The 13650-nt window shown below is 59.5% G+C and carries 10 protein-coding genes and 1 pseudogene; 9 read left to right on the plus strand and 2 right to left on the minus strand.

Annotation, left to right across the window (positions count from 1 at the left end; translation table 11 throughout):
* Positions 1-68 precede the first annotated feature (68 nt).
* From LRS56_22140 to LRS56_22180, 9 genes and pseudogenes are all read left to right on the plus strand, one after another.
* Positions 69-1670, plus strand: coding sequence for an ABC transporter substrate-binding protein (locus tag LRS56_22140; protein ID WDU61498.1), 1602 nt, complete (start codon positions 69-71; stop codon positions 1668-1670).
* Between the two features lie 258 nt (positions 1671-1928).
* On the plus strand, positions 1929-3557 hold the full coding sequence (locus LRS56_22145) for an ABC transporter substrate-binding protein (GenBank protein ID WDU61499.1): 1629 nt from the start codon (positions 1929-1931) through the stop codon (positions 3555-3557).
* A gap of 305 nt (positions 3558-3862) precedes the next feature.
* Positions 3863-5468: pseudogene (locus LRS56_22150) on the plus strand (ABC transporter substrate-binding protein).
* A 171-nt stretch (positions 5469-5639) separates the two neighbouring features.
* The gene (locus tag LRS56_22155; protein ID WDU61500.1) at positions 5640-7055 is read left to right on the plus strand and encodes an OprD family outer membrane porin; all 1416 of its coding nucleotides are present in this window, start codon (positions 5640-5642) and stop codon (positions 7053-7055) included.
* 80 nt (positions 7056-7135) lie between these two features.
* Positions 7136-8734 carry an ABC transporter substrate-binding protein gene (locus tag LRS56_22160; protein ID WDU61501.1) on the plus strand — a complete coding sequence of 533 codons (1599 nt, stop codon included), beginning with the start codon at positions 7136-7138 and terminating at the stop codon, positions 8732-8734.
* A gap of 76 nt (positions 8735-8810) precedes the next feature.
* Positions 8811-9821, plus strand: a complete 1011-nt coding sequence (locus tag LRS56_22165) for an ABC transporter permease subunit (GenBank protein WDU61502.1) — start codon at positions 8811-8813, stop codon at positions 9819-9821.
* Between the two features lie 10 nt (positions 9822-9831).
* The gene (locus LRS56_22170; protein ID WDU61503.1) at positions 9832-10743 is read left to right on the plus strand and encodes an ABC transporter permease subunit; all 912 of its coding nucleotides are present in this window, start codon (positions 9832-9834) and stop codon (positions 10741-10743) included.
* Positions 10744-10753: 10 nt separating this feature from the next.
* Positions 10754-11722 carry an ABC transporter ATP-binding protein gene (locus tag LRS56_22175; protein ID WDU61504.1) on the plus strand — a complete coding sequence of 323 codons (969 nt, stop codon included), beginning with the start codon at positions 10754-10756 and terminating at the stop codon, positions 11720-11722.
* Positions 11722-12693: an ABC transporter ATP-binding protein gene (locus LRS56_22180; GenBank protein ID WDU61505.1), complete on the plus strand. Its 972-nt coding sequence runs from the start codon at positions 11722-11724 to the stop codon at positions 12691-12693. Before LRS56_22175 ends, LRS56_22180 begins: the two co-directional genes overlap by 1 nt.
* Before the next feature lie 218 nt (positions 12694-12911).
* Here the strand turns inward: LRS56_22180 and LRS56_22185 are convergent, their stop codons facing one another.
* A complete protein-coding gene (locus LRS56_22185; GenBank protein ID WDU61506.1) occupies positions 12912-13181 on the minus strand; it encodes a hypothetical protein in 270 nt (89 codons plus the stop codon).
* Positions 13182-13279: 98 nt separating this feature from the next.
* Positions 13280-13537, minus strand: coding sequence for a hypothetical protein (locus LRS56_22190; GenBank protein ID WDU61507.1), 258 nt, complete (start codon positions 13535-13537; stop codon positions 13280-13282).
* Positions 13538-13650 lie beyond the last annotated feature (113 nt).

Here is a 13650-nt window from a genome sequence, read left to right on the forward strand (position 1 = left end):
GCGGTAACCTCGGTGACCGCCGTTTTCGTTTAAGCAGCGTTTATATGCCTGCCACTTCAGGGGTCTCAATGGAAAGAATCACCTTAAAACCACTGCTCCTCGCCGCCGGCCTGCTGGCCTTTATGCCCATGGCCCAGGCCGCCAGCACGTTGGTCTACTGCTCCGAAGCCAGCCCGGCCGGCTTCGACCCCAGCCAGTACACCAGCGGCACCGACTTTGATGCCTCGGCCGAAACCGTGTTCAACCGCCTGACCCAGTTCAAGCGCGGTGGCACCGAGGTCGAGCCGGGCCTGGCAACGCGCTGGGAGGTGTCACAGGACGGCCTGACGTATACCTTCCACCTGCGCGATGGCGTCAAGTTTCACACCACCGACTACTTCACCCCTACCCGCGATTTCAACGCGGATGACGTGCTGTTTACCTTCAATCGCCTGCTGGATGCCGACAGCCCGTTCCGCAAGGCTTACCCCTCCGAGTCGCCGTACTTCACCGACATGGGGTTGAACACCACCATCAAGAGTGTCGACAAACTCGACGAGCACACGGTGCGTTTCAACCTGAACAGCGTCGATGCCTCGTTCGTGCAGAACCTGGCGATGAGCTTCGCCTCGGTGCAGTCCGCCGAATACGCTGCGCAGTTGCTCAAGCAAGGCAAGGCTGAGGAGATCAACCAGAAGCCGGTGGGCACCGGACCGTTTGTGTTCAAGCGCTATCAGAAAGACTCGCAAATCCGCTACGTCGCCAATAAACAGTATTGGAAGCCCGAGGATGTGAAGCTCGATAATCTGGTGTTCGCCATCACCCCGGACGCCGCCTCGCGCCTGCAAAAGCTCAAGGCCGGTGAATGCCAGGTCAGCGGCTACCCGCGCCCCGCCGACATCGAGGTGATGAAGCAGGCCCCCAACCTGCGCGTGCTGCAGCAGGCCGGGTTCAACCTGGGTTTTCTGGCGTACAACGTGACACACCCACCACTGGACCAGCTCAAAGTGCGCCAGGCCCTGGACATGGCCATCGACAAGCCCGCGATCATCAAGGCTGTGTACCAGAGCGCCGGGCAATTGGCGCAGAACGCACTGCCACCGGCGCAGTGGTCTTATGACCCAAGCATCAAGGACGCGCCTTACGATCCGACCAAGGCGCGGGCGCTACTAAAAGAAGCAGGGGTTGCACCTGGCACTACCATTAATTTGTGGGCCATGACGGTCCAGCGCGCCTCCAACCCGAATGCGCGAATGTCGGCACAAATGATCCAGCAGGATTGGGAGAAAGTCGGCATCAAGGCCAATATCGTCAGCTATGAGTGGGGCGAGTACATCAAGCGTGCAAAAAATGGCGAGCACGACGCGATGATTTACGGCTGGACCGGCGATAACGGCGACCCCGATAACTGGCTCGGCGTGCTCTACAGTTGTGCTGCGGTCAAGGGCAGCAACTACGCCAAATGGTGTAACCCGGCCTACGATAAGCTGGTGCAGCAGGCCAAGGTCAGCAGCGACCGCGAGCAACGCATCAAGTGGTATCAACAGGCGCAAAAAATACTTAAGGAACAAGTACCTATAACGCCTATTGCGAACTCGACGGTTTTCCAACCGCTGCGCAAGGAAGTCCAGGACTTCAAGATCAGCCCCTTTGGCCTGACCCCGTTCTACGGCGTGAGTCTAGATAAGTAACAGCAACGCCCCAACCGAGGGCGCTAGACGCCTCGGTTGGGCTTTTTTGGTGCGCACAATGCACCGAAAAAACCCTCAAAACAGACGCAATTATGTACAAACTTTCATAATTGCGACATTCCTGTACGTTCGTACCACTCTTTGCCTATTGCAACGGTTCAACATCTTGCAATGGGTATGGCGCCTGCATAAGTATCCGCAGGCCGACTCACGAGGTCGCCCTCACCACCAAAAATGACAACAAATCATGAGGCCAACATGTTCAAACACGCAGTCCTTCCGTTATTAGTGAGCGCTGGCCTTATGGCCGCAGCCCCGTTCGCCCAAGCGGCGACTAACTTGGTGTTCTGCTCCGAAGGGAGCCCGGCTGGTTTTGACCCAGGCCAGTACACCACCGGAACAGACTTCGATGCCTCGGCCGAAACCATGTTCAACCGTCTGACCCAGTTCGAACGCGGCGGCACCGCTGTGATTCCTGGGCTGGCCACCAACTGGGACGTGTCCCCGGATGGCCTGACGTACACCTTCCACCTGCGCGATGGCGTCAAGTTCCACACCACCGCGTACTTCAAGCCGACCCGTACCTTCAATGCCGATGACGTGCTGTTCACGTTCAACCGCATGATCAACAAGGACGATCCGTTCCGCAAAGCCTACCCCACCGAGTTCCCGTACTTCACGGACATGGGGATGGACACCAACATCAAGAACATCGAGAAAGTCGATGACCATACCGTCAAGTTCACCCTTGGCACCGTGGACGCGGCCTTCATCCAGAACCTGGCGATGAGCTTCGCTTCGATCCAGTCGGCCGAATACGCCGCCCAACTGTTGAAAGAAGGCAAAGCCGCGGACATCAACCAGAAGCCGATCGGCACTGGCCCGTTCGTGTTCAAGAGCTACCAGAAAGACTCGAACATTCGCTACACCGGCAACAAGGACTACTGGAAACCTGAAGACGTGAAGATCGACAACCTGATCTTCGCCATCACCACCGACCCATCGGTGCGTATCCAGAAGCTGAAGAAAAACGAATGCCAGGTCACCCTGTTCCCACGTCCGGCCGACCTCAAGGCGCTGGGCGAAGACAAGGACCTGAAACTGCCGAACCAGGCCGGTTTCAACCTGGGCTACATCGCCTACAACGTGATGGACAAGGTCAAGGGCAGCGACCAGCCTAACCCGCTGGCCGACCTGCGCGTGCGCCAGGCACTGGACATGTCGGTGAACAAGCAGCAGATCATCGACTCCGTGTATCAGGGCGCCGGCCAGTTGGCCGTCAACGCCATGCCGCCGACCCAATGGTCCTATGACACCACCATCAAGGATGCCAAGTTCGACCCTGAGAAAGCCAAAGCGCTGCTCAAGGAAGCGGGCGTAAAGGAAGGTACCGAGATCGTCCTGTGGGCCATGCCGGTTCAGCGTCCGTATAACCCGAACGCCAAGCTGATGGCAGAAATGCTGCAGAACGACTGGTCCAAGATCGGCCTCAAGGTGAAGATCACCAGCTACGAGTGGGGCGAGTACATCAAGCGTTCCAAAGGCGGCGAGAACCAGGCCATGATCATTGGCTGGAGCGGCGACAATGGTGACCCGGACAACTGGCTGAACGTGCTGTTCGGCTGCGACTCGCTGGCCGGTAACAACTTCTCCAAATGGTGCGACAAGAAATTCGACGGCATCGTGAAAGAAGCCAAGGCCACATCGGATGTCGCCAAACGCACCGAGCTGTACAAGCAGGCGCAACATATCCTCAAAGATGCAGTCCCGATGACACCTATCGCGCACTCGACGGTGTATCAACCCATGCGCAACACCGTGCAGGACTTCAAGATCAGCCCGTTTGGCTTGAACTCCTTCTATGGCGTGAGCGTAAGCGGCAAGTAATGCTTAATAACGGCGACGTTTCATAACGTCGCCGTTATTGCATTCTGCCTTGACCATAGGAAACAGAGCACATTCGCTGACGTTGCGTCCTACAGCAACGGACCGCGGTAAACACGCCTGTTGCCTACAAGGTCAATCCATTTTGGCGCATTTACTGCGAAGTCCGCGGCCCATACCGTCGTAGGACAGCAGAGGCTCCAACTTGGGAAAGGCACTTGCTGTGCGTGGGATCAGTGATGTCCCCCAGGCCGAAAGCCTGGGTGATTGCTCGCTGATGACAATTACAAACAAGGATCGGGATCGTCATGCGCCATACCACCGTTCTATCCGCAATTTTTGGCACCAGCCTGCTGGCTGTGGCCACGATGGGCCAAGCCGCCGACAAAAAGAGCCTGGTGTTCTGCTCCGAAGGCAGCCCGGCAGGGTTCGACACTGCGCAATACACCACCGCCACCGACAACGATGCGGCCGAGCCGCTGTACAACCGCCTGGTCGAGTTTGAAAAAGGCGCGACCAACGTGGTACCTGCACTGGCAACCAAATGGGATATTTCCGAAGACGGCCTGACCTACACCTTTCACCTGCGTGAAGGGGTGAAATTCCACAGCAACAAGGAATTCAAGCCGACGCGGGATTTCAACGCCGACGACGTGCTGTTCACCTTCAACCGTATGCTTGACCCCGACCACCCGTTTCGCAAGGCCTACCCCACCGAGTTTCCGTACTTCAACGGGATGAGCCTGAACAAGAACATTGCCAAGGTCGAAAAAACCGGCCCGCACACCGTGGTGATGACCCTGAACTCGGTTGACGCCGCGTTCGTGCAGAACATCGCCATGAGCTTCGCCGCGATCCTGTCGGCCGAATATGCCGAACAGTTGCTCAAGAGCGGCAAGCCCAGTGACATCAACCAGAAGCCGATCGGCACTGGCCCGTTTGTGTTCCAGCGCTATCAGAAAGACTCGCAGATACGCTATGTGGCCAACAAACAGTATTGGGACCCGAGCAAGGTCCAATTGGACCAACTGATCTTCGCCATCAACACCGACGCCTCGGTGCGCGTGCAGAAGCTCAAGGCCGGCGAATGCCAGGTGACCCTGCATCCGCGCCCGGCCGACGTCGATGCCCTCAAGGCCGACCCCAACCTGCAATTGCTGACCAAGCCCGGGTTCAACCTCGGCTATATCGCCTACAACGTGCGCCACAAGCCGTTCGACCAGCTCGAAGTGCGCCAGGCGCTGGACATGGCGGTGAACAAGCAGAGCATCCTGAATGCCGTGTACTCAGGGCGCAGGCCAACTGGCGGTCAACGCCATGCCGCCGACGCAATGGTCCTACGACGACACCATCAAGGACGCCGCCTACAACCCGGAAAAAGCCAAGGAACTGCTCAAGGCCGCCGGCGTGAAGGAAGGCACCGAAATCACCCTGTGGGCGATGCCGGTGCAACGGCCGTACAACCCCAACGCCAAGCTGATGGCCGAGATGCTGCAAAGCGACTGGGCCAAGATCGGCCTCAAGGTCAAGATCGTCAGCTACGAGTGGGGCGAATACATCAAGCGCACCAAGAACGGTGAGCACGATATCAGCCTGATCGGCTGGACCGGCGACAACGGTGACCCGGACAACTGGCTGGGCACCCTCTACAGCTGCGACGCCATCGGCGGGAATAACTACTCCATGTGGTGTGACCCGGCGTACGACACGCTGATCAAGCAAGCCAAGGTCGTGACCGACCGCGAACAAAGGACTGTTCTGTACAAACAGGCGCAGCAACTGCTCAAGCAGCAGGTGCCGATCACGCCCGTCGCCCACTCGACGGTCAACCAGCCGTTAAGCGCCAAAGTCGAAGGCTTCAAAGTGAGCCCCTTCGGCCGCAACGTGTTCTCGGGCGTCAGCGTTACCCCATAAGAAAATAACCGGATTGTGCAGGGCGGCTCCCCGCCCTGCTGCAAACGTGCAGCCTTTTATCGGGATTTTTCCTACGGCAAACGTTTGCAATGGCTTGAACGAGTTACACACCCAATAGCCGGATCACCAAAAAAGACCGGCATTAAAAAGAGAACCAAAGGAGCTTCACCCATGAAACTGAGCAGCAAAGCGCTTCTGGCCCTGGCCATCAGCAGCATCACGGCCACCGCCTACGCTGAACCCGCCAGCCAGGAATTCGTTCCTACCACCCTGGCCGGCTCCAGCGCCCAAAGCGAGGCCAAAGGCTTTATCGACGGTCAAAGCCTGGGCGGTACTACCCGTAACTGGTACTCCAACGAAATGAAATTTCGTGGCCAGAAATTCGGCTACTACAAAAATGAAGCCGATAAAGCCAACGACGTAACTACCCGCGTCTCTCGCCGCTACAACTGGGCCCAGGGCACCATCCTCAACTACACCTCGGGTTTCACCCAAGGCACCGTTGGCGTGAGCACCGAAGTTGCCGCGTACAACTACATCGCGCTCGACCGCGACCAGAAAGACATCGCCGGCGGCTCCAACCGTACCCTGGCTCATTCCTTCGGTGACGCTGTAGGCCAGTGGAGCAAACTGGGCCTGGCCAACGTCAAGTTCCGTGTGTCCAACACCACCTTGACCGCCGGTCGCCAGAACTTCAGCACCGGTATCATCGACACCATCGGTAACCGTGCGCTGCCTTCGAGCTTCGAGGGTGTGAGCTTCAACAGCGAAGAGCTGAGCAACCTGTCGTTCCAGGGCGGTATCTTCGACCGCGTTTCGCCACGTACCGAGCAGAGCCTGTCGAAATTCCGCTCCGAATACGGCAATGGCCAGGAAACCGACAAAGTCAAAACCCTGGGCTTCAACTACCAGCCGTTCAAGAGCCTGAAAACCAGCGTGTTCGCCGCTAACGTCGAAGACTTCTGGAACCAGTACTACTTCGGCGCCACCCATGAACTGGGTGATGCACAGACCCTGGCACTGACCACCGGCCTGAACTACTACAAAACCACCGATACCGGCAGCAAGAAGATGGGCAAGATCGACAACGACACCTACTCGTTGTCCCTGGGCCTGACCCACCAGGCTCACAGCCTGACCTTCTCGTACCAGGAAGTTAACGGTGACGAGTACTTCGACTACCTGCACGAAACCAACGGCATCTACCTGGCCAACTCCCTGACCTCCGACTTCAACAGCCCGAACGAGAAGTCCTTCCAGATCGCCTACGGCATCAACATGGCCGAGTACGGTGTACCGGGCCTGAAGTTCAACGTCTACTCGGCTCGCGGTTGGGGCATCGACGGTACTCACTACAACGGTACCGCCTACGGCACCACGGGCGAGAGCCGCAGCGACCTGCGCCTGATGGACGGCGAGAAACACCAGGAATACGGTGTTGGCACCTCCTACGCGATCCAGAGCGGCCCGCTCAAGGCCACCACCATCCGTGGTACCTACGTGACTCACCGCGCCAGCGCACAACAAGCTGACGGCAACATCAAAGAGTTCCGTCTGGTCACCACCATCCCGTTCAACATTCTTTAATTAGCACCAGGTAGACGGTGGGCTCAGGACGAGCCTGCCGTCTACGCTTGTCTGGTCCCATCGATTGCAGAGGGCTCTGAATGAAAATGCTCCCGCTACAAGCCGCCATTGCTGCCGCGCTGTTGAGCGTGGCCGTCGGCATTTCGGCCAAACCGCTGGTGGTCTGCACCGAAGCCAGCCCGGAAGGCTTCGATCCGGTCCTGTACACCACGGCCGTCACCGCTGACGCTGCGGCGGAAACCATGTTCAACCGCCTGGTGGACTTCAAGCCCGGCACCACCGAGGTGATCCCCGCGCTGGCCAAAGACCTGCCCGAGATCAGCGCCGATGGCCTGACCTACACCTTCCACCTGCGTGACGACATCAAGTTCCACACCACCGACTACTTCAAACCCACGCGCAACCTGAACGCCGACGACGTGCTTTGGAGCTTCCAGCGCCAGCTGGACCCGAATCACCCGTGGCACAACAAGTCCCTCGTGGGCTACCCGTACTTTGAAAGCATGGGCTTCAAGGAACTGCTCAAGAGCGTAGAGAAGACCGACGATCACACCGTGGTCTTCACCCTGACCCGTCCTGAAGCACCGTTTTTGGCCGACCTGGGAATGGCATTCTCTTCAATCCACTCGAAGGAATACGCCGACCAGTTGCTCAAATCCGGCAAGACCGAAGACCTCAACGCCAAGCCCATCGGCACTGGCCCGTTTATCTTCATCCGATATCAGAAAGACGCTCAGGCGCGGTTCAAGGCCAACCCCGACTACTTCCGCGGCAAACCGGCAGTCGACCCGCTGATCCTGGCAATCAGCACCGATAACAACGTACGCCTGCAGAAGCTCAAGGCCAACGAATGTCAGATCGCACTGTTCCCCAAGCCGGATGACATTCCAAGCATCAAGAAAGACCCGAACCTGAAAGTCGATGAACTGGCGGCGATGACCACCAGTTACACCGCGCTGAACACCACCCACAAATACATGAGCGATGCGCGGGTACGTCACGCGATCAACATCGCGTTCGACAAGGCCGGTTATACCGAAGCCCTGTTCGGCAAAGGCAACGCGGTAGTGGGCACCGGCCCTTATCCGCCGACCTTGCTGGGTTTCAGCGACAAACTGAAAAACCCACCCCGTGATCTGGACAAGGCCCGTGCCCTGCTCAAAGAGGCCGGTGTACCGGAAGGCACCGAATTCACCCTGTTCACCCGTAATGGCGGCGGCCCGACCAACCCCAACCCGATGCTCGGCGCCCAGCGTATGCAGGCGGATCTGGCCCAGATTGGCCTGAAGGTCAATATCAAAGTCATGGAATGGGGCGAGATGCTCAAGCGCGCTAAAAACGGCGAGCACGACATGGTTTCGGCTGGCTGGGTAGGCGATAACGGCGACCCCGACAACTTCCTCACGCCGAACCTGAGTTGCGATGCAGCCAAAAACGGCGAAAACTACGCGCGCTGGTGTAACAAAGAATTTCAAGACTTGATCGACAAGGCGCGCGCCATCGCTGAACCCGGCCAGCGCGCTGCACTCTATGAACAAGCACAGGACGTTTTCGACAAGGACCAACCATGGCTTCCCATGGCTTACCCGAAACTGTTCACCGCCATGCGCAAGAACGTAGAAGGCTTCACCCAAAGCCCTCTAGGTACAAATAACTTCGCCACCACTCAGGTGAAGTAAATAAGAGAAACGCTCGGCGCCGTCGACATTGACGGCGCCGAACCTGCCTAACCGGCTGATTGAGGTACACAACAAGATGTTTAGTTTTATTGCCCGCCGACTGGGGTTACTGATCCCCACGTTTTTCGGCATCACTTTGTTGACGTTTGCGTTAATTCGCATGATCCCTGGCGACCCTGTCGAAGTCATGATGGGCGAACGCCGCGTCGACCCCGAGATGCACGCACAGGCAATGGAACGCCTTGGCCTTAACAAGCCGTTGTATGCGCAATACCTGGACTATGTCGGCAAGCTCGCCCAAGGCGACCTGGGTGAATCCCTGCGCACGCGCACCAGCGTGTGGACCGAGTTCACCGCCCTCTTCCCGGCGACCCTGGAACTGTCCATGGCCGCCCTGTTGTTCGCCGGTATCCTGGGCCTGCTGGCCGGGGTGATCGCGGCACTCAAGCGAGGATCCCTGTTCGACCACGGGGTGATGGGCATCTCCCTGGCGGGATATTCGATGCCGATCTTCTGGTGGGGCCTGATCCTGATCATGTTCTTCTCGGTAAGCCTGGGCTGGACCCCGGTTTCCGGACGGATCGACCTGCTCTACGACATCGAGCCGCGCACCGGCTTCATGCTGATCGACACCCTGCTGGCCGACGAGCCGGACGCGTTCTGGGACGCCCTGCACCACCTGATCCTGCCGGCCATCGTGCTCGGCACCATCCCGCTGGCAGTGATTGCGCGGATGACCCGTTCCTCGATGCTCGAAGTATTGCGTGAAGACTACATCCGTACCGCCAAGGCCAAGGGCCTGTCGCCGGCGCGTGTGGTGTTCGTGCACGGCCTGCGTAACGCGCTGATTCCGGTGCTCACCGTGGTCGGCCTGCAAGTCGGCACCCTGCTGGCCGGTGCGGTACTGACCGAAACCATCTTCTCGTGGCCCGGCATCGGCAAATGGCTGATCGAAGCCATTGGCGCACGGGACTACCCGGTGGTGCAAAACGGCATCCTGCTGATCGCCTGCCTGGTGATCCTGGTGAACTTCGTGGTGGATATCCTCTACGGCTTCGCCAACCCACGCATCCGTCACCAGCGCTGAGATCATGACCATGACCACACCTACTCCAGTGTCAGCAGTCGATCAAAGCCTGCTGTACCCGTCCCCGTACAAAGAATTCTGGCAAGCCTTCTCCAAGAACAAAGGCGCGGTTGCCGGCCTGCTGTTCATGTTGCTGGTCGTGTTCTGCGCGATCTTCGCCCCGTGGGTTGCGCCGCATAACCCCAGCGAGCAATACCGCGACTTCCTGCTGACCCCGCCGTCGTGGCTGGAAGGCGGGCAGATCCAGTTCCTGCTCGGCACCGATGAACTGGGCCGCGACCTGCTCTCGCGCCTGATCCAGGGCTCGCGCCTGTCGTTGCTGATCGGTTTATCGTCGGTGGTGATGTCGCTGATCCCGGGCATCCTGCTGGGCCTGTTTGCCGGGTTCTTCCCGCGCTTGCTCGGCCCGACCATCATGCGTCTGATGGACATCATGCTGGCCCTGCCCTCGCTGCTGCTGGCCGTTGCCATCGTCGCGATCCTCGGCCCTGGCCTGATCAACACCGTGATCGCCATCGCGATCGTCTCGCTGCCGTCCTATGTACGTCTGACCCGCGCGGCGGTGATGGGCGAACTGAACCGCGACTACGTGACTGCCGCCCGCCTCGCCGGCGCCGGCCTGCCACGCCTGATGTTCATCACCGTGTTGCCCAACTGCATGGCGCCGCTGATCGTGCAGGCTACCTTGAGTTTCTCTTCGGCGATCCTCGATGCCGCAGCCCTGGGTTTCCTTGGCCTTGGCGTACAACCGCCAACGCCTGAGTGGGGCACCATGCTGGCTTCGGCCCGTGACTACATCGAACGCGCCTGGTGGGTGGTGAGCCTGCCCGGTCTGACTATTTTGCTCAGCGTGCTGGCAATCAACTTGATGGGTGACGGCCTGCGCGATGCGCTGGACCCGAAACTCAAGAACGCCGCCTGAGGAGATTCCCATGTCACTGTTAGAAATCAAGAATCTCAATGTGCGCTTCGGCGACAAGACCGCCGTGCCGGTGGTCGATGGCCTCGACATTTCGGTCGACAAAGGCGAAGTACTGGCGATCGTTGGCGAGTCGGGTTCGGGTAAATCCGTGACCATGATGGCGCTGATGGGCCTGATCGAGCACCCCGGCATCGTCACTGCCGACGCCCTGAACTTCGACGGCAAGGACATGCTCAAGCTGAGCAACCGCCAGCGTCGCCAGATCGTCGGCAAAGACCTGGCGATGGTTTTCCAAGACCCGATGACGGCGCTGAACCCCAGCTACACCGTGGGGTTCCAGATTGAAGAAGTGCTGCGCCTGCACCTGAAAATGTCCGGCAAGCAAGCCCGCAAGCGTGCCATCGAGTTGTTGGAAAAAGTTGAAATCCCAGGCGCCGCCAGCCGTATGGATGCCTATCCGCACCAACTGTCCGGTGGTATGAGCCAGCGCGTGGCCATCGCCATGGCCATCGCCGGCGAGCCGAAACTGCTGATTGCCGATGAACCGACCACCGCGTTGGACGTGACCATCCAGGCGCAGATCATGGAACTGCTGCTGGCCCTGCAGAAAGAGCAGAACATGGGCCTGGTGCTGATCACCCACGACCTCGCGGTGGTCGCCGAAACCGCCCAGCGCGTGTGCGTGATGTACGCAGGCCAAGCGGTGGAAGTCGGCCAGGTGCCGCAACTGTTCGATATTCCGGCGCACCCGTACAGCGAAGCGCTGCTCAAGGCGATCCCCGAGCACAGCCTGGGCGCCACGCGTCTGGCCACGTTGCCCGGCATCGTGCCGGGCCGCTATGACCGCCCGCAGGGTTGCCTGCTGTCGCCGCGCTGCCCGTATGTGCAGGAAAGCTGCCGTCAGACCCGCCCGGGTCTGGACCCTAAATCCAACAGCCTTGCGCGCTGCTTCTACCCCTTGAACCAGGAGGTGGCGTAATGGCCGTCGTTCTTACCGCCCGCGACCTCACCCGTCACTACGAAGTGTCCCGTGGCCTGTTCAAGGGCCACGCCACCGTGCGCGCCCTCAATGGCGTGTCCTTCGAGCTGGAAGCCGGCAAGACGCTCGCCGTTGTAGGTGAGTCGGGTTGCGGCAAATCCACCCTGGCCCGTGCGCTGACCCTGATTGAAGAGCCGTCGTCGGGCTCCTTGAAAATCGCCGGCCAGGAAGTCGCCGGCGCCGACAAGGCCCAGCGCAAGCAACTGCGCAAAGACGTGCAGATGGTGTTCCAGAGCCCGTACGCTTCGTTGAACCCACGCCAGAAAGTCGGTGATCAACTCGGCGAGCCGCTGTTGATCAACACCAACCTGTCCGCCGCCGAACGCCGCGAAAAAGTGCAGGCGATGATGAAGCAAGTGGGCCTGCGCCCTGAGCATTATCAGCGCTACCCGCACATGTTCTCCGGTGGCCAGCGCCAGCGTATCGCCCTGGCCCGTGCCATGATGCTGCAACCCAAAGTGCTGGTGGCGGATGAGCCGACCTCGGCCCTCGACGTGTCGATCCAGGCCCAGGTGCTCAACCTGTTCATGGACCTGCAGCAGGAATTCAACACCGCCTACGTGTTCATCTCTCACAACCTGGCGGTGGTGCAGCACGTGGCCGACGACGTGATGGTGATGTACCTCGGCCGCCCGGTGGAAGTGGGCCCCAAGGACGACATCTACGCCCGCCCGCTGCACCCCTACACCCAGGCGCTGCTGTCGGCCACACCGACCATTCATCCGGACCCGAACAAACCGAAGATCAAAATCGTCGGCGAGTTGCCTAACCCGTTGAACCCGCCGCCTGGCTGCGCGTTCCACAAGCGCTGCCCGTACGCGACGGCGCGCTGCAGCAGCGAGGAGCCGCTGTTGCGGCCGTTGGATAACCGCCAAGTGGCTTGCCACTATGCGGAGCAGTTTGTGGCTTAAATTGCCTACAGCTCCCTCTTGGTGAGCTGCTTTTGTGGCGAGGGAGCTTGCTCCCGTTGGAGTGCGCGGTAGTCCCAAGCTTTTTTGGGGGCGCTTCGCCCCCCAACGCGAGCAAGCTCGCTCGCCACAGAAGGCGCCGCGACTGTCAGTGAGTTCTACAGCCCTTCCCATCAGGTTGCGCATCAGCCTGGTGGGAGGGGCTTTCTTTTGGGAGCGGGCTACGTCTGGCTGTCGCCGTCATCATCGTCCGGGTCATCACTGTCCGGCTCGTTGGTGGTCGAGTCATCATCGTCCTTGCTGCCGCCCTGGTCCTGATCACCGGGCTCCGCCTCGGACTTGGCCAGTTGCAGCCCCTGGCCCGGCTCGCTCTGCACTGCCGACACACCCGCCAGGCTGTGCACCGGGCTATGCGCCCAGGCCGCCGACATGCCCAAAGACATCAGCACCAGCACCTTTATCAACAGCACTACTCGTTGAAAAATACTCATGGTCGATTTCCGTCCAGTCAGTAGATGAGTCCCGCACGACAGCGGTTTACCGTCGCCAGTCATTGAAGCTAGTTCTGATACCAGGTTCGCGCCAGCTATCAGGTGTCGCCGTCGTCATAGGTTTCGCTGTCTTCACCTTCGTTGTAGGGGTTTTCTGCATCCTCCTTGGGCGCGGGCTGGGCCTGGGGCTGCCAACTGCCGGAGTTGACCTCGTTCTGCTTGCGCTTGCTGACCGGGCCGGTGTCTTTCCACTGGGGCGTTCCTGCATCCGCCAGCGCCGATGTGTGCGCCAGGGAGGCAGACAGGCCCAAGGCGCCCAGTAGCATCCATTGAATGGCGCGTTGAGTTATACGCAAGTTAGTCTCCTGATCCGTCGGTGAATGGGTGAAGTATTTGCAACGCTAGACCGGATGTGGGCTTCTCGCCAACTCATCGCCCTGTGCAGATCAAAATGTGGGAGCAAGCCCGC

Origin of the sequence: Pseudomonas poae, assembly GCA_028869255.1 — a bacterium.
GTDB lineage: Bacteria > Pseudomonadota > Gammaproteobacteria > Pseudomonadales > Pseudomonadaceae > Aquipseudomonas > Aquipseudomonas poae_C.